Origin of the sequence: Nannocystis exedens, assembly GCF_002343915.1 — a bacterium.
In the GTDB taxonomy this organism is placed as follows: domain Bacteria; phylum Myxococcota_A; class Polyangia; order Nannocystales; family Nannocystaceae; genus Nannocystis; species Nannocystis exedens.
The window spans coordinates 6,551,887-6,568,027 of record NZ_NETK01000001.1; the positions used below are offsets into that span (position 1 = coordinate 6,551,887).

The window sequence follows — 16,141 nt, forward strand, 5'->3', positions numbered from 1 at the left end:
CTCCTGGTGCTGCCGAACTTCGTCACGGCGGCGGTGTTCGCCGGCCGGGCGGTGCGCCGGCGCGGGCGCGGGCGCAAGCTGGCGATCGCCGCCGGCGTCGCGGTGTTCGTGGCGCTCGACCTGGTGGCCTACTTCGTCGGGCTCGAGCTGATGTTCGCGGCCAGGCGCGAGCAGCGCGAGCAGCGCGAGCGGCGCTCCGGCGAGGTTCGAGAGCCAGGTCGCGCGAGACAGGCTCCCGAGGACAGGTCCTTCGGGACAGCCGCTCAGTCGACCCACTCGGCGAGGAACACGTCGGTGTCGCCGTGGGTCTTGGCGCCGCGGTTGGAGGCGAACACCAGGTGCTTGCCGTCGCGGGTGAACATCGGGAAGCCGTCGAAGGTGTCGCTGAAGGTGACCTGCTCCTGGTTCTGGCCGTCGTCGCCGATCAGGTAGAGGTCGAAGTTGCGGCCCTTGGGGTCGCCCTGGTTGGAGCTGAAGATGATGCGCTTGCCGTCGGGGTGAAAGAACGGGGCGAAGTTGGCCTTGCCGTTCCTGGTGACCTGGCGCTGCTCGCTGCCGTCGGCGTTCATGACGAAGATCTCGAGGCGGGTCGGGCGGACCAGGTGCTCCTTGATGATGTCGTCGTAGGCCTTGAGCTCGGCCTCGCCCTCGGGGTGGTTGGCGCGGTAGACGATCCGCTTGCCGTCGGGCGAGAAGAAGGCGCCGCCGTCGTAGCCGCGGGTGTTGGTGAGGCGCTGCAGGCCGGTGCCGTCGACGTTGATCTTGTAGAGCTCGGGGTCGCCGTCGCGCGTCGAGGTGAACACGATCGCGTCGCCCGTCGGCGAGACGGTGGCCTCGGCGTCGTAGCCGGGCCCGGTGACGAGCGGCTGGATGTCGCTGCCGTCGGCGGCGGCGGTGTAGATGTCGAACTCGGGGTAGAGCTTCCACACGTAGCCGCGGCTGCGGTCGGGGTTGGGCAGGCAGTCGTCGGCGGCCGCGTGGGTCGAGGCGTAGAGGATCCGCTGGTCGCCCGGGAGGAAGTAGGCGCAGGTCGTGCGGCCCTTGCCCGAGCTGACGCGCTTGGCTGCCTTGTCGGCCAGGTCGAGCGTGAAGATCTGGTCGCACCCGGCCCCGTCGCGGGTGCTCTGGAACACCAACCGCTTCTCGTCCCCGGAGAAGTAGGCCTCCGCGTTCTCGCCCCCGAAGGTCAGCTGCTGCAGCGACTTGAAGTGGCGCTCGCCGGCCAGCGGGACGCTCGGATCGGGCTTCGTCGCCGGCGCCTCGGCGGGCTTGTCGGTCGCGGGCTTGTCGGTCGCCGGCTTGTCGGCGGGCTTGTCGGCGGGCTTGTCGGCGGCGGGCTTGCCTTCGCCCTGGCACGCGGCGAGGGCGAGGACGGTCAGCGAGGCCGCGAGGCGGGCGAGGAAGGGACGCATGGACGGGAGAATAACAGGAGACCGCGCGGTTTCGCCGGCTTTGCGGCGCGGACGGCGACGACGCCGCGAGCGGACCGGCGGCCGGGGGCGGCCCGACGGCGGACGACGACGGGACCGCGGCCAAGGCCGCCGGCGCCCGCAGCTGGTGGGACAAGATCCTGTCGCTGTCCCGCTGAGCCGCGCCGGCCCGACGCGGTAACATCAGGCCGATGATCGATGTCGTCCTGTCGGGTCCGGGGAAGAACGCGCTGAGCTCGGCGCTGATGCAGTCGCTGCGCGGCCAGCTGGCGCGCGCCGAGGGCCAGCCGGTGCTGGTCCGCGGCGAGGGTGATGCGTTCTCCGCCGGGCTCAATTTCTTCGAGCTGGCCACGCTCGACGCCGCCGGGCTCGACGAGTTCCTGGCGGTCCTCGAGGACCTGCTGCACGAGCTCTACAACTACCCCGGGCCGACGGTCGCGCTGGTCGGCGGCCACGCGATCGCCGGCGGCTGCCTGGTGGCGATGTGCTGCGACCACCGCGTGTGCGCGGCCGACCCGCGGCTGAAGATCGGCCTCAACGAGGTCGCGCTCGGTTTGCACTTCCCCGGCACGGCGCTGGCGCTGGCGCGCAGGCGGGTGAACCCGCAGTCGCTCGACGAGGTGATCCTCGGCGCCCGCCTCTACGGGCCCGAGGACGCGCTCCGCGTCGGCCTGATCGACGAGGTCGCCGTCGCCGCCGAGGCGGTGGCCCGCCAGCGCCTCACCGAGCTCGCCAGCCACCCCGCCGACGCCTACAGCGCGGCCAAGCGGGCGATCCGGGGCGGGGTCCTCGACATCGACCCGGCCCAGCGCCGCCTCGAACGCGAGGCGCTCCTGCCCCACTGGACCGACCCGGCCCTGCGCAGCCGCATCGGCGCGTTCCTGGCCGCGAAGGCGCAGGCGAAGAAGGCGTGAGGGACAGGTCCGATGGGGCAGGTTTGGGAAGACATGTGCAAAAAAGCATGTTGGATGATACCTGTCCTGAAGGCCAGATGATGAAGGGGCGGACTCGTCTGCTCGGGCAGGGCCGGAGAGCATGGCTGTTCGGACAGGTGCGGTGAGCCGACGCGCGAGGCGGCGATGAGAGGGCGGGCGGGAGGGCTGCTCGGGCTCGTCCTGGCCTGCGCGCCGGGGCGGGCGCCCGAGGCGACGCGACCGGTCGCGGAGGCGGGGCGCCCGGAGCCGCGAGAAGCGAGCGCGATCGCGGTCGAGCCGCGCGCCGGGCACTTCGTGATCCGCGGGGCGGAGGTCGTCGGCGTCGGCGTGGCGGACGTCGAGGTGAAGGACGGGCGGATCGCGGCGATCGGGACGGTCGCCGCGGGACCGCCCGAGCTGCAGCGCCCGGGGCGGTGGATCGTGCCGGCCGCGGTCGACAGCCACGTGCATCTCAGCTACCTGCCCGGCGGGCGCCGCATGCTCGACGGCGGGGTGGCGGCGGCGGTCGACCTGGCGGCGCCGCTGACGGCCCTGCGCGGGGGCGAGGCGCCGCCCGAGCTGCTGGTGCTGCCCAGCGGGCCGATGATCACGGCGCGCGGCGGCTACCCGACCCGCGACTGGGGGAGCGACGGCTATGGGCTCGAGGTCGACGGCGCGGCCGCGGCGGCCCGGGCGGTCGAGACGCTGGCCGACGCGGGGGCGAAGCTGATCAAGGTGCCGGTGACCGACGCGCCGACGCTCCCGCCGGCGACGCTGCGCGCGATCGTGACGGCCGCGCACGCGCGCGGGCTGAAGGTGGCCGCCCACGCGCTGCTGGACCGCCACGCGCGCACGGCCGCGGAGGCCGGGGTCGACCTGCTGGCGCACGCGCCGGTGGAGCCGCTGCAGGCGGGCACGGTCGCGGCGTGGTCGGGACGCGCGGTGATCTCGACGCTGTCGGCGTTCGGCGGGGCCGCGGGCGAAAATTTAACAACACTGCGCGCGGCGGGGGTGACGGTGCTGTACGGGACCGACTTCGGCAACACGCAGCTCGCGGGGATCTCCGGCGAGGAGGTCGATCTGCTCCGCGAAGCAGGTCTCGACGGACAGGCGATCGTGACGGCGATGACGACCGCGCCGGCGCAGTACTGGGGGCTCGACCGGCAGACGCCGCCGGGACCGGGGGTGCTGGTGGTGGGCGGGGTCGCTAGCTTCTCGATCGTGACCGCCGACCCGCGGGTGACGCCGGCGACGCTGGCGGAGCCGGAGGCGGTGTTCATCGCCGGCGCGCGGCGCTGAGGCTCGCGTCGTCGCCTCGGTCTCGGCCGGGCACGGGCGATTGCAGGTCGCTCGTCGCTGCGGCGGCCTCACGCGCGCTGGAGGTCGAAGCGGTCGCGGATCCGGTGCTCCTCGGGGATCGGCCCCCACAGCCACAGCTTGCCGCCGTCCTCGGTCTCGCCCGAGCAGACGTATTTGCCGGAGAACTGATGCCGGAGGTAGTAGTGCCCCTCCTCGCCGGCGATGACCTCGAACTTGTACCGCGGCTCGTGGCCGTCCGGGATCGGGCCCCACAGCCATCGTTTGCCGCCGTTCTCGGTCTCGCCCGAACAGACGAACTTGCCGGAGAACTGGTGCCGGAGGTAGTAATACCCGCCTCCCGCGTCCAGCAGCTCGAACTTGTAGCGGACCTCGTGGCCCTCGGGGATCGGCCCCCAGAGCCATAGCTCGCCGCCGTTCTCCGTATGCCCCGAGCAGACGTATTTGCCGGAGAATTGGTGCCTCGCATAATAATATTGCCCGTGCTCGATCGCGGACATCTCGCCACCTCCGATTCGCCGATATTCTTCAGGACAGGGAGGTAGCACCGCGGCGGGGTTGGGCAACGTACGAAAAGTGCTCTTGGTGGCAGCGAGGGCCATCGGCCCGGCGCTCGCGGCGGTCGCTGCAATGAAGGCTCGCTGTCGGCAATGCGCAGAGGCGCTCGAGCGTGAATCGTGCCGTGAGGACGGAGCGAGGCGCTCGGCGAACATGTCGTTCAGGACATGTGGCAGCGCGACGAGAGCCTCGACCGCTCGCGCAATTTTAAAACTGGCCTTCGAGACAGGTGGCGGCGCAGCGCCGTCAGGTCGGGGCGCCGAGGCGGAACAGGTCGGCGGCGCCGAGGCGGAGCGCGCCGGGCCTGGGATCGAAGGCAGCGGCGATGCCGGCGCGGGCGACGATGGCGGCGTCGATCGGGCGCGCGGCGGCGGGCAAGATCGGCGCCAGCGGCCGGAGCACGCGCAGGGCCCAGCGCTCGCCGGTGCGGTGCTCCTGGCGGTCGCCGTCGAGCGGGCCGGGCTGGAGGAAGCGCGCGCGCGGGAACCCGAGCGCGGCGGCGTCGCGCTCGAGCTCGCCCTTCATCCGCGAGTAGAAGATGGCCGAATTCGCCGAGGCGCCGGTGCTCGAGACCAGCACGTAGGCGTCGGTGCCGTGGTGTCGCGCCGCGCGGGCGACCTCGAGCTGGTAGGTGTAGTCGACCCTGTATTGGGCCTCGCGCGAGCCGGCCGCCTTGAGCGTGGTGCCGAGGGCGCTAAACAGGTGGTCACCTTTCGCCACGGCGCGCCAGTCGTCGGGGCGGTCGAAGTCGACGAGGTGCTCGGTCAGCTTGTCGTGCTGCACGCCGGCCGAGCGCCGGGCCAGGACGGTGACCGCCGCGTAGCGCGGATCGGCGAGCAATTGGCGGAGGAGCTCGCGGCCGACGAGACCGGTCGCGCCGACGAGGAGGGCCGTTCGAGTGGTTTCAGTCATGGCTGCTCGCTGGGTAGCCCGATTCGCGGCGCGACGACCCGTCGAGCGGCTGCTCCGGCCATGAGCGCTAGCGCAGCAGCTGGTAGAGCACGACGCCGAGCACCAGCAGGAGGCCGGTGACGATGGTGACGACGTCGAAGTACTTGTCGATGAGCTGCTTGGCGCGCGGGCCGGCCAGCCTGATGACGGCGGCGACGAGGAAGAAGCGGCCGCCGCGGCCGAGGATGCTGGCGAGGGTGAAGCCGACGATGTTGATCTGGGCGACGCCGGCGGCGACGGTGAAGACCTTGTAGGGGATCGGCGTGAAGGCGGCGATGAACACGGCCAGCTCGCCGTGCTTCTGGTACTCGCCGGTGACGAGCTCGAAGCTCTCGCGCGAGAACACCGGGCCGATGATGTAAGGCTCGAAGGTCGACCACAGCGCGTAGCCGATGAAGTAGCCGAACAGGCCGCCGAGCACCGAGCCGAGGGTGCACCACAGCGCGAAGCGGAACGCCCGCGTCGGTGCCGACAGCGCCAGCGCGATCAGCAGCACGTCCGGCGGGATCGGGAACACGCTCGACTCGACGAACGCGATCGCCACCAGCGCCGGGACGCCGTACGGGGTGTCGGCCCAGCTCAGCACCCACTGGTAGATCCGCCGGAGCGGGTTGCGCGAGGCGGCGGGCGCGGGCACGGACGCGGGATCGTTCACCGGCGTGACGCTACCACGCGTGAGCCGGGTGCGGCGGCCGCGAACGCGTGGCGTGACTCACCTGCGCGCGGACGCGAGGAGAACCTGGCGCAAGGGACAGCCGACGAGCGAGCGATCGCGCCGCGCATTCGCGCCGGAGCAGCGTACCGCGGGGCGCTGGCGCGGCGGCCCGGGCGAGGCGCTCACGCGTCGGCGGTCCCGCGGTCCTGGCGGTCGAGCGCGAGCGCCTCGTCGTACTCCTGCGGCGTGTTGCAGGTGCGGAGGACGCGGCGGTCGGGCAGCTCGGCGGCGTCGAGCCAGCGCGCGCCCAGGCGGTCGAACATGAAGAGCGGGCGGCTGCCGCTCTTGGCCAGCACCTCGGCCGCCGCGGCGTGAGCGGCGGCGACGCGCACGGCGCTGGCCAGCGGGTGCGGGAAGTGGCGGTCGGCCGGGTCGCCCGAGGCCGGGGCGTCGAACGGCAAGATGCCCCCGAGGCCAGGTTCGTCGACGAGCCGGCGGACCAGCAGGCGCACGTAGTCGGCGCTGAGGAACGGGCTGTCGCAGGCGCCGAGGTAGGCGAACTCGGCGCGGTGGGCGACGAGCACGCCGAGGCCGGCGAACAGGCCGACGAGCGGGCCGCCGTGGCCGAACTCGGGTGGGTCGTAGGCCAGCACGACCTCGGGCGGCAGCGGCGGCAACGGCTGGCCGGTCTGGGCGACGACGACGATCGGTCGGTCGCACACCTCGCGCAGGACGTCGACGACGTGGCACAAGAGCGGCTGCCCGCGCCACGGCAACAGGGCCTTGGGCGCGCCCATGCGAGAAGAGCGTCCGCCCGCGAGGACGACGGCGCCGCAGGACTGGATGGAGGCGTCGGACATGGCGGCCGAGGGCGAGCGTGACAAAGGCAGCCTGCGTTGGCAAGAGAGCCGCGTGCCCCCGTTTGCCTCCCGCGCTGTCGGCGGCGCTCGCGGAGGATCGCGGGGGCGCGCCACGCCAGGATGCAGACGGCGCGCCGGCGCGGCACGAGGCGAAGCGTTCGCGGCCGAGACCTGCAGCGCGACGGGCCGCTCGACGGCCGCGCGAGTCACTGGCGGCGCGAGTCGTCGCGCAGGGACGAAGCGCTCGCGAGCCTCGGGCGCGCGATGAGGCGGCGTGGATCCAGATCCGCCATGTGCCCGCGGATGGGCCGCGGAGTGACGGGGACCATGAGAGCGCCGAGGTCGTGGCGCGGACCTCACGGGAGTTTTGTGCAGCGCGGGCGAGGAGCGATACGCGGAGCGTGGGGCTCGCTCCATCGGAATCACGACGACGAGCCGGCGCCGCTCGAGGCGAGCGGTTCAGTCCTCTTCACAACAGTTGCCCGATGGGCCGCGCGATCGAGCGCGGGCCCGTGAGCGTGGACGATGCATGCTCGCGCAGTCGGCCGGAGCTTCGCTCAGCGCGGCAGGCCGGTGCGGGGATCGAGGGTCGTGACGTGCAGCGGCGCGCGGACGGAAGGGTCGTCGGCGTCGGCGACGAGGTGGACGCGGACGAGGTCGCCGTCGGGCTCGGCCCACACGCCCTCGAACTTGTGACGACCCGGCAACGCGAGCCGCCACGTCACCTGGTGCGGCGGGTCGAGGCGGACGAGCGCCGAGCCGAGGCAGGCGCCGTCGGCGTAGGTGTCGCGCGAGTCCTCGGCGGCGGCCGTGAGCAGGAGGCCGCCGTCGGGCAGCGCGGCCGCGTCGGTGACGGTGTAGGGCACGCCCGCGACGTCGCCGAGGTCGACGAACGCGAGGTCGCGGATCAGGGCGGCCGTCCAGGCCGCGCGGGCAGTCACCGCCGCGGCCACGCCGGCGCGGTCGAGGCGGACCAGCGCGTTGCGGTTGCCGACCCCGTTGCCGCGCTGCAGCAGCACGAGGTGGTCGCCCCACACGGCCGCGCCCTCGAGGTTGAGCTCCGGCACCTGGCCGGCGAGCGCGGCGTGCAGCGGGGCCAGCGAAAACTCGGAGCATGTCGCGGAGGACATGTCCTCCGCGACATGGATGACGACGCCGGCCTGGCGATTGGGCCGCGAGCCCGAGCCGAGCGCCAGCAGGGCGCCGCCGTCCCACGGGCACAGGGCCTCGAAGTCGGGCTTCTCGCGCTTGCGCGCGGCCGGCTCGCGCGGCAGCACCCCCGCGCGCAGCGGGTAGCGGCGCGGCGGGCCGACCTCGGGGTAGGCGTGCAGCTCGAGCTCGTCGTCGGCGACCACGAACGACCAGCCGCCGCGGCGCACCAGGCCGCTCGCGGCCGACAGCTCGAGGTCGCGCAGGTGGTGGAGTCGAAGGGGCGCAGGGGACATGTTCATCGGGACATGCTGGAAAGGACAGCCATCAGGCGTCGAAGCCGGCCGCTCGCAGCTCCGCGCGGAGCTCCGGATCGGCCAAAATTTGCAAGAAGGTCTGGACGGCCGGGCGGGAGCGGCGGGCGCGGGGGATGACGAAGTCGTAGTGCTCGAGGCGGATCGGGCAGAAGCGCAGGCCGGCGTCGCGGGCGACGGTGGAGATCGCCACGCCCCAGTCGGCCCGGCCGGAGGCGACGCAGGCGGCGACGCCGCTGTGCGAGCGGGCCTCGTGCGAATAGCCGGACGGCCGCGGCCCCGGGCCGAGCAGCGCGTCGAGCAAGATCCGCGTGCCGCTGCCGCGGTTGCGGTTGACGAGGAAGACCTCCGGGTCGCGCACGCACGCCGGCAGCGCGAACGGCTGCGGGCAGGCCGCGAAGCGCGGGTCATCGGCGCGGCTGACCAGGCCCTGCATGCGGCCGTAGCCGGGCACGAGGTCGCAGTCGTCGGGCACGAAGGCGCGGTTGTATGCGTCGGTGTCGGGGTCGAGCAGATGGATCGGGGCGACGTCGCACAGCCCGCGCGCGGCCGCGGCGAGCCCGCCCTGGCTGCCCTGGGCCAGCAGGCGCACCGCCAGGCCGCGGGCGTGCAGGCGGTCGACCAGGCGCTCGAGGCCGGTGCAGTGGCTGCCGACGATCACGAGGTCGGGCGCGGCCGCGTCGCGGTCGATCGGGTGGACATCGACCGTCGCGCCGGCGAGCAGGCGCTCGGTCTGGCGCGGCACGGCGATGAAGCCGTCGGCCCGGCAGAACGCGGTGACCGAGCCCGAGCCCTTGCCGATCGGCAGGGCCAGCGGAAGGCTGGCGCCGGGGGCATGTAGCGAAGAACCTGTCTGGATCGACATGTCCGCGGGGGCATGTTCCTCGGGTCCGGCGAGGAGCTGGACCAGGGCGTACTCGCGGCGGCCGCGCTCGCTGGCGAGGTCGTGCGGCAGGCGGGCGATCAGCGGCGGGGCCGCGGCCGCGCGCAGGCCGGCGAGGGCGCGCAGCAGCGGGGCGACGAACTCGTGGAAGGTGAACAGCGCCGAGGTGGGGAAGCCGGGCAGGACGGCCAGCGGGACCCGGCGCTCGCCGACGGCGGTGACGGCGAGGCACAGCGGCTTGCCGGGCTTGAGGGCGACGCCGTGGACGCACACGGCAGGGGCGCCGGGCTCGGGCCCGGGCAGGCGGGCCACGGCGGCGGCGCTGAGGTCGCCGGCGCCCTTGCTGGTGCCGCCGCTGAGCAGCACGACGTCGCAGCGGTGCTCGTGCAGGGCTGTCCGCAGCGCCAGGTCGAGGCCGGCCGGGTCGTCGCCGACGATCCCGAGGGCCAGCGGCTCGGCGCCGAGCTCGCGGCAGCTGTCGGCGAGGAAGGTCTGGTTGCAGTCGTGGATCTGCCCCGGCAGCAGCGGGCCGCCGGGCGCGACCAGCTCGTCGCCGGTCGAGAGGATGGCGACCCGCGGGCGGCGGACCACGCGGGCCGACGCGCGCCCGACGGCCGCGAGCACGGCGGTCTCGCGCGGGCCGAGGCGGGCGCCCGGGCGCAGCACGACCTCGCCGCGGGTGATGTCGCCGCCGACGACGGCGATCATCGCCCCCGGCACGACCGGGCGGCGCACCAGCAGCTCGCCGCGCTCCTCGTCGGTGTCCTCGACCATGACGACCGCGTCGGCGCCGCGGACGAGGGCGCCGCCGGTGGCGATCGAGACGGCCTCGCCTGGTCCGAGGGTCATGTCCGGAGGGACACCCGGAACGACGACCTCCGGGCGCAGGCGCAGCCGCGCGGGCGCGCGCTCGCTGGCGCCGTAGGTGTCGGCCGCGCGCACGGCGTAGCCGTCGACGTTGCTGCGGTCGAAGCCGGGGACGTCGCGCGGGCTGGCCACGGCCTCGGCGAGCACCCGCCCGCACAGCCCCGCCAGCGGGACGTCCTCGCTGGCCAACGGGACAGGTCGCGCGGCCGCCCACCAGCGGGCGACCGCGACCTCGGGGTCGGCGACCTGAAGGAATTGACGCTGCTCGGTCACGGGGAGGGTAAAGGGGCGAGGGCGCGGACGAGGAGAGGGAAGGGAGGGGCGAGGGGGGCGAGCGCTCGAAGCGTTGCGGTGAGGCGGCGGACGGGAGCGTCGACGGGTGGCGCGGCGAAGTCGACGAGGCTTCGAAGCGTGCGGACTGGGCGAAGCGGAAGCTCAGGGGTCGAACAGATACACGCGGACGGGCTCGCCGGCGGCGGCGCCCTCGCTGTCGGCGTCGACGAGTACGAAGCCGTCGGCGACCACGGTGGACGACAGGTTGCTGGCGCCGCTGGTGGCCACGGGCTCGACCTCGTGCGCGCCGAGGCGACGCACGCGGACGAAGTCGGTGCGGCCGACCTTGCTGGTCAGCTTGCGGGCCAGCACGAGCTCGACGCTGCGGTGCGGGAAGGCCCACGGGTCGGGCCGGCCGCCGAGGGCGCGCACCAGCGGGCCGACCACCAGCTCGTAGGCGCACAGGCACGAGACCGGGTTGCCCGGGAGCAGGAACACCGGGCGGCCGTCGTGGGCCCGGCCGAGCGCCGTCGGGCTGGCCGGGCGGACCGCCAGGCCGTGCAGGTCGAGGCGCCCGCGCTCGCGGAAGATCTGCGGCATCAGGTCCTCGGGGCCCACGCTGGTCGCGCCGGAGATCAGCAGGACGTCGGCCGGGCCGGCCAGCAGCGCCTCGAGGCCCGCGCGCAGGGCCGCGACGCCGTCGCGGGCGCGCAGCGGGGCCAGCCACGCGGCGCCGTCGCGCGCGGCCAGGCCGGCGAGCACGAGCGAGTTGCTGTCGACGATCTGGTGCGGGCCGGGGGCGGTGCCGGGCGGGACCAACTCGTCGCCGGTGACCAGAAGGCCGAGGCGCGGGCGGCGGACCACGGCGACGCCGGCCAGGCCGAGCGAGGCGAGGGCGCCGACGTCCTGCGGCCGCAGGCGGCGCCCGGCGGTGAGCACACATGTCCCCCGGGACATGTCCTCTCCGACCTGCCCGGTGTGACGCAGCGGCGGGACCGACCCCAGCAGCTCGACCAGGACCCGCCCGCCGCGCACGACCTCGCGCGCGAGCTCGGCCTGCAGCACGGCGTCGGCCCCGGCGGGCAGCGGCGCGCCGGTGGCGATCCGCACCGCCTCGCCGGGGCCCAGGGCGGCCGGATAGGGGCGCCCGGGCAAGCTGTCCCCGCGGACAGGCAGGACCAGCGGCGCGTCGACGGTGGCGCCGAAGCTGTCCTCGCCGCGCAGGGCGTAGCCGTCGACCGCCGCGCGCACGTAGCCGGGGACGTCGATCGGCGCGAGGACGTCGGCGGCGAGGACCCGGCCATACGCCGCCGCCAGCGGGACCTCTTCGCCGGGCAGACGGACCGCCCGTTCGCGTAGCAGGGCCAGCGCGTCGGCGAGGTCGGCGCGGGCCTGAAAGCCCCGCATACGCGGGTCGCCGCTGTCCTGTGGGACATGTCCTGAGAGATCTGCCGAATTCGCACCGGCGGGTCGCGCGCCCGAGTCGCCGGGCCTGGTGGCGCGGCTCATGCCCGGGTCGCCACTGTCCTTTGGGACATGTCCCGAAAGACTGGACGCCCGCGGGCCCGCGGGCGCGGTCGGGCCGCGCGTGTCGGGGCCGTCGCTGTCCGCGGGGACATGTCCCGAGGGACCAGGCGCGCGCCCGCCGGCGTGGGTCGCGCCCCGGGCGTCGGGCTTGGTCGGACCGCTCATGACCTCCGGGTCGGGCGCGTGGGCGGCAGGCGGTCGAGGATCGACACGACCGGCAGGAGGGCGACCTGGCCGAGGCCGCAGATGCTGGTCTGGCCGAGGGTGCGGTCGAGCTGGCGCAGCAGCTCGGGGGTGTCCTCGGCGGCCTCGCCCGCGAGCCAGCGGTCGAGGAGGACGACGGCCTTCTCGGTGCCGACGCGGCACGGCACGCACTTGCCGCACGACTCGTTGCGGAAGAAGCGGGTGACGTTGGCCCCGAGCTCGAGCATGTCGCGGCCGGCGGCGACGACGATCACGGCGCCCGAGCCGAGCGACGAGCCGGCGCGCCGCAGATGATCGAAGTCCAGCGGCGTGTCGAGGGCGTCGGCGGTGAGGAACGCCGTCGACGCGCCGCCGGGCATCACCGCCTGCACCGCGGCCCCGTCCGGCACGCCGCCGGCGAGGGCGACGAGCTCGGCGATCGTGGTGCCGGTGGCGATCTCGTAGACCCCGGGGCTCGCCACGTCGCCGCTGATCGACACGAACTTGAGGCCGGCGCAGCCGCGCAGGCCCTGGGCCTTCCACCAGGCCGCGCCGCGGGCGGCGATCGCCGTGGCCATGGTCAGGGTCTCGACGTTGTTGATCAGCGTGGGCCGGCCGAACAGGCCGGCGATCCCGGGGAACGGCGGCTTGTTGCGCGGCTCGCCGCGCCGGTCCTCGAGCGCCTCGAGCAGCGCGGTCTCCTCGCCCATGATGTAGCCGCCGGGCGAGACGAAGATCTCGAGCTCGACGCCGAGTTCGCCGGCGACCCGCGCCGCGACCTCCTGCTCGCGCGCGAGGGCGCGGCGCTCGAGCTCGTACTCGTGGCGCAGGTAGACGATCGCCCGCCGGGCGCCGACGACCACCGCGCCGAGCAGCATGCCCTCCCACACCAGGTGCGGCAGGCTGGCCAGCAGCTCGCGGTCCTTGAAGGTGCCGGGCTCGCTCTCGTCGGCGTTGCAGACGACGAACTTCTCGTCGGAGACGGCGTCGCGGACGGTGCGCCACTTGAGCGCGGTGGGGAAGCCGGCTCCGCCCATGCCGCGGAGGCCGGCCTCCTTGAGCTCGCCGAGCAGCGCCTCGGCGGCCGCGGCACCGCCGGCCGCGAGCGCGCGCACGGTCGCGTAGCGCTCGCCGGGGCGCGCGTAGGGGTCGACGCGGTAGGACTTCGTCGCTACGTCGAGGTGCTCGCGCTCGTGCCCGGCCCGGAGGGCCGCCAGAGCGGCCGCGGCGCCGGTGTGCGGGTCGTGGCCGACGAGCACCGCCGGCGCGCTGTCGCAGCGCCCGAGGCACGAGACCTCGCAGACCTCGACGCGCTCGCCTGTGGCGGCCTCGTGCGCGGCCGCGCCGGCCCGCAGCTCGGCGAGGCAGTCGGCGCCGCCTCGCATCGCGCAGGCGAGGTCGCGGCAGACGTCGAGGCGATGCGCCGCGGGCGGGGTGCGCCGGTAATGCGGGTAGAACGAGGCGACGCCCTCGATGCGGTGCAGCGGTACGCCGAGGTCCCTGGCCGCGAGCACGAGGTCGTCGGGCCGCAGCCAGCCGTGCTCGGCTTGCAGGGCGTTGAGGCGCTGAATGATGCTCGGCGGCCGGTACCGCATCGTCGGCGACAGGGTAGCGCACCTTGGCCGCCTGCGAAGCCGGCGGTCGGGTTTTTTCTGCCGCTGGCGCGGGGCGCACGGGTACTGCGTGAGCTCGCCGTCGCCGCGACGTCTTCGTCGGGCGTGACGATCGCGGCAGGCCGCCGGTCGAGGCCGCGAGCGGGCGACGTCGGCGCGACGGTGACGGCGCCGAGGGGTCCATCTCTGGCCGACCAACACGGACGGCCGGGAGGTCCGAGCGACCGCTGTCGTCGCGAGTGCTTCCATCGGGAGCGCGAGGGACTCGACAATCGACGGAGCAGACGTCGACGGCCGTCGCCACGGATGACGAGGTCGACAGGCCCAGCGACTGGCAGGAGCACCGGTCGATTCGCGGCAGCGACGGAACAATGGTTTTGTGCAGAACCGCGCGGGCGCGGCGCGGCGGCGCGCACCGGTGCATCTGCAACGCCGGACCGGAACGCGGCCGCGTTCGCGTGATCTCCGCCAGGCGATGCGGCTCTGGTAAGGTCCACGCATCGCTGCCCTGGTGGGGTTCGCAGTCTAGGAGTCGAACGTGTCGAGTGTGATCGTCCCGAAGTCCCGAGATGAAGTGTTGAAGAGCTTCTCGCCGCTGCTGCAGAAGCACCTGCAGCAGGCCGCCCAACCGGCCACCAAGGCCGAGGCGGCCGAGCGGGCCAAGCTGCGCGAGGCGGTCGAACGCGCCGCGCAATACACCAGCGAGACCATCATCAAGGGGCTCGCGGAGCTGCAGGTCAGCTTCGGCGCGGCGGTCGAGGCCCTGGCCGATCGCCTGGCGTCGGAGGCGGCCCGGCTCGACGAGCTGCGCAAGGCGATCGCGGCCGAGGCGGCGCGCGTGGAAGACCTGAAGCACGTGCGGATCGCCGCCGAGGCGCTCGAGATCCTGCATCAGGACGACGCCAAGCGGCTGCAGGCGCTCGAGGACAAGTTCACGGCCGAGGTCCGCGAGCTCGAGGAGAAGATCGCGCGCCAGCAAGAGGCGTGGGCCAAGGAGGACGCGGAGAAGGCGACGGCGCAGGCCGAGGCCGACGCGGCCCGGGCCAAGGAGCGCAAGGCCGACGAGGAGAAGTACGCCTACGAGATCGAGCGCCAGCGCCGGCTGGTGGCCGACGAGTTCGCGGAGAAGCGGCGCCTGCTCGAGCGGCAGCTGGCGGAGACGCAGGCGCAGCGCGACAAGAACTGGGACGGGCGCGAGAAGGTGCTGGCCGCCGCGGCGGCCGAGATCGAGGCGCTGCGGACCAAGACGGCCGCGTACGCCAAGGAGATCGAGGACGCCGGCAAGTCGGCGCGCGAGAAGGTGATCGTCAAGATCAGCGCCGACGCCAAGGTCGACGCCGAGCTGGCCTCGCGCGACAACGCGGCCAACCTCGAGGTCGGCGAGCTGAAGATCAAGGCGCTCGAGGACCGCATCGAGAAGCAGCGGGTCCAGATCGCCGAGCTCAACGCGCAGCTGACCGCCGCGCTGGCCCAGACCCAGGGCCTGGCGCAGAAGGCCATCGAGGGCACCTCGGCCAGGAAGTGAGGCTCGCGATGAAGACGTTCACCAGCAAGAGCACGAAGCAGGAGATCCTCGAGGCCTACCACGAGCTGGCCCAGGAGCTGAAGAACCTCAAGGACAGGGGCCCCGCCGCCGCGCCGACCCGCGCCGCCGCGCCCGAGGCCGCCCAGGCCGCCCCGTCCGCCCCCGCCGCCCAGGAGAACGCCCCCGTGAACTTCGACGACCTGACCCGCGACCTCGACAGCATCCGCACCCGCTTCGGCGACGCCTCGTCGACGCTGCAGCAGCAGCTCCTCCGCGAGTCGGGCCGGCTCGAGAGCCTGCGCAGCGAGATCGCCGGCTACACCGAGCACCTCAAGGTGCTGCACGCGATCGAGGTCGGCGACGACACCACGCGCGAGCTGGTCCGCCGCTACCTCGACACCCAGCGCAGCGCCGACGAGGCGTTCGCGGCCCGCAAGCGCAAGGTCGAGGAGGAGCTCGAGGCGCGCAAGGCCGGCTGGCGCAAGCAGCAGGAGGAGCGCGCCCGCGCGGTCACCGAGGCCGAGGCCGCCGGCAAGCTGGCCCGCACCCGCGAGGCCGAGGAGTACGGCTACGCGACCACGCGCGCGCGCACGGCCGACGCCGACGCGCTGGCGCAGGAGAAGAAGCGCCTGCAGGCCGAGCTCGACGCGCTGCAGGAGGTCAAGACGGTCCAGTGGAACGAGCGCGAGCAGGCGATCGCGGCCCGCGAGCAGGAGTACGCCGACCTCAAGGCCAAGGCCGCGGCCTACCCGAAGGAGCTCGAGGCGGCCATCAACAAGGCCGAGGCCGAGGGCATGGCGATCGCCCGCCGGCAGTCGAAGATCGCGGCCGACCTGGCCCTCAAGGACTTCGAGGGCAAAAAGAAGGTCCAGGAGCTCAAGATCCACGAGCTCGAGGCCGCCAGCAAGAAGCAGGACGAGCAGATCCTCGAGCTGTCGAAGCAGCTCGCCACGGCGCTCAAGCAGGCCCAGGACCTCGCCATCAAGGCGATCGACGGCGCGTCCAACTCGACGTCGTTCGCCGCGGTCAAGGAGATCGCGCTCGAGCAGGCCAAGACGTCGCAGAAGTTCAAATAGGAATCAGCAGCGGCTGCTCGGGACGGCGGTTCTTCACGGGCGCCGC

The 16,141-nt window shown here is 73.8% G+C and carries 13 protein-coding genes; 4 read left to right on the forward strand and 9 right to left on the reverse strand.

All coding sequences use genetic code 11. The features are described from left to right. Positions 1-263: 263 nt before the first annotated feature. Positions 264-1,412 carry a TolB family protein gene (locus NAEX_RS25815; protein WP_096330143.1) on the reverse strand — a complete coding sequence of 383 codons (1,149 nt, stop codon included), beginning with the start codon at positions 1,410-1,412 and terminating at the stop codon, positions 264-266. A gap of 209 nt (positions 1,413-1,621) precedes the next feature. Here NAEX_RS25815 and NAEX_RS25820 point away from each other — a divergent pair, with 209 nt between their 5' ends. Both NAEX_RS25820 and NAEX_RS25825 read left to right on the forward strand, forming a co-directional pair. Beyond that, positions 1,622-2,344 (forward strand): enoyl-CoA hydratase/isomerase family protein, encoded by a 723-nt coding sequence (locus NAEX_RS25820; RefSeq protein WP_096330144.1) that lies wholly within the window; start codon positions 1,622-1,624, stop codon positions 2,342-2,344. A gap of 165 nt (positions 2,345-2,509) precedes the next feature. After that, a complete protein-coding gene (locus NAEX_RS25825) occupies positions 2,510-3,643 on the forward strand; it encodes an amidohydrolase family protein (RefSeq protein ID WP_096330145.1) in 1,134 nt (377 codons plus the stop codon). A gap of 68 nt (positions 3,644-3,711) precedes the next feature. Here NAEX_RS25825 and NAEX_RS25830 read toward each other — a convergent pair whose 3' ends face one another. From NAEX_RS25830 to NAEX_RS25865, 8 genes are all read right to left on the reverse strand, one after another. Next, entirely contained in the window at positions 3,712-4,161 is a 450-nt protein-coding gene (locus tag NAEX_RS25830) for an RICIN domain-containing protein (protein WP_096330146.1), read from the reverse strand. 304 nt (positions 4,162-4,465) lie between these two features. Further along, on the reverse strand, positions 4,466-5,131 hold the full coding sequence (locus NAEX_RS25835; RefSeq protein WP_096330147.1) for an NAD(P)H-binding protein: 666 nt from the start codon (positions 5,129-5,131) through the stop codon (positions 4,466-4,468). A gap of 67 nt (positions 5,132-5,198) precedes the next feature. Next, complete coding sequence (locus NAEX_RS25840) at positions 5,199-5,825, reverse strand: YqaA family protein (protein ID WP_211302475.1); 627 nt, start codon at positions 5,823-5,825, stop codon at positions 5,199-5,201. A gap of 182 nt (positions 5,826-6,007) precedes the next feature. Next, on the reverse strand, positions 6,008-7,102 hold the full coding sequence (gene mobA, locus NAEX_RS54250; protein WP_143140287.1) for an NTP transferase domain-containing protein: 1,095 nt from the start codon (positions 7,100-7,102) through the stop codon (positions 6,008-6,010). A gap of 140 nt (positions 7,103-7,242) precedes the next feature. Continuing rightward, a complete protein-coding gene (locus tag NAEX_RS25850; RefSeq protein WP_143140288.1) occupies positions 7,243-8,130 on the reverse strand; it encodes a DUF6910 family protein in 888 nt (295 codons plus the stop codon). A 31-nt stretch (positions 8,131-8,161) separates the two neighbouring features. After that, complete coding sequence (locus NAEX_RS25855) at positions 8,162-10,171, reverse strand: molybdopterin biosynthesis protein (RefSeq protein WP_096330150.1); 2,010 nt, start codon at positions 10,169-10,171, stop codon at positions 8,162-8,164. Positions 10,172-10,333: 162 nt separating this feature from the next. Beyond that, on the reverse strand, positions 10,334-11,863 hold the full coding sequence (locus tag NAEX_RS25860) for a molybdopterin molybdotransferase MoeA (RefSeq protein WP_245913798.1): 1,530 nt from the start codon (positions 11,861-11,863) through the stop codon (positions 10,334-10,336). Beyond that, positions 11,860-13,476, reverse strand: a complete 1,617-nt coding sequence (locus tag NAEX_RS25865; protein WP_096330152.1) for an NAD(P)H-dependent oxidoreductase subunit E — start codon at positions 13,474-13,476, stop codon at positions 11,860-11,862. The genes NAEX_RS25860 and NAEX_RS25865 overlap by 4 nt, the downstream gene beginning before the upstream one ends. A 556-nt stretch (positions 13,477-14,032) precedes the next feature. Here NAEX_RS25865 and NAEX_RS25870 point away from each other — a divergent pair. Further along, positions 14,033-15,019, forward strand: a complete 987-nt coding sequence (locus NAEX_RS25870) for a coiled-coil domain-containing protein (protein WP_143140289.1) — start codon at positions 14,033-14,035, stop codon at positions 15,017-15,019. A gap of 8 nt (positions 15,020-15,027) precedes the next feature. After that, a complete protein-coding gene (locus tag NAEX_RS25875) occupies positions 15,028-16,095 on the forward strand; it encodes a coiled-coil domain-containing protein (protein ID WP_096330154.1) in 1,068 nt (355 codons plus the stop codon). Positions 16,096-16,141: the final 46 nt, after the last annotated feature.

What these genes read in the sequence shown, in the direction of transcription:
- NAEX_RS25815 (WP_096330143.1), bottom strand. Translation starts at nt 1,412, where the DNA reads ATGCGTCCCTTCCTCGCCCGCCTCGCGGCCTCGCTGACCGTCCTCGCC.
- NAEX_RS25820 (WP_096330144.1), top strand. Translation starts at nt 1,622, where the DNA reads ATGATCGATGTCGTCCTGTCGGGTCCGGGGAAGAACGCGCTGAGCTCG.
- NAEX_RS25825 (WP_096330145.1), top strand. Translation starts at nt 2,510, where the DNA reads ATGAGAGGGCGGGCGGGAGGGCTGCTCGGGCTCGTCCTGGCCTGCGCG.
- NAEX_RS25830 (WP_096330146.1), bottom strand. Translation starts at nt 4,161, where the DNA reads ATGTCCGCGATCGAGCACGGGCAATATTATTATGCGAGGCACCAATTC.
- NAEX_RS25835 (WP_096330147.1), bottom strand. Translation starts at nt 5,131, where the DNA reads ATGACTGAAACCACTCGAACGGCCCTCCTCGTCGGCGCGACCGGTCTC.
- mobA (WP_143140287.1), bottom strand. Translation starts at nt 7,102, where the DNA reads ATGGAGCGAGCCCCACGCTCCGCGTATCGCTCCTCGCCCGCGCTGCAC.
- NAEX_RS25850 (WP_143140288.1), bottom strand. Translation starts at nt 8,130, where the DNA reads ATGTCCCCTGCGCCCCTTCGACTCCACCACCTGCGCGACCTCGAGCTG.
- NAEX_RS25860 (WP_245913798.1), bottom strand. Translation starts at nt 11,863, where the DNA reads ATGAGCGGTCCGACCAAGCCCGACGCCCGGGGCGCGACCCACGCCGGC.
- NAEX_RS25865 (WP_096330152.1), bottom strand. Translation starts at nt 13,476, where the DNA reads ATGCGGTACCGGCCGCCGAGCATCATTCAGCGCCTCAACGCCCTGCAA.
- NAEX_RS25875 (WP_096330154.1), top strand. Translation starts at nt 15,028, where the DNA reads ATGAAGACGTTCACCAGCAAGAGCACGAAGCAGGAGATCCTCGAGGCC.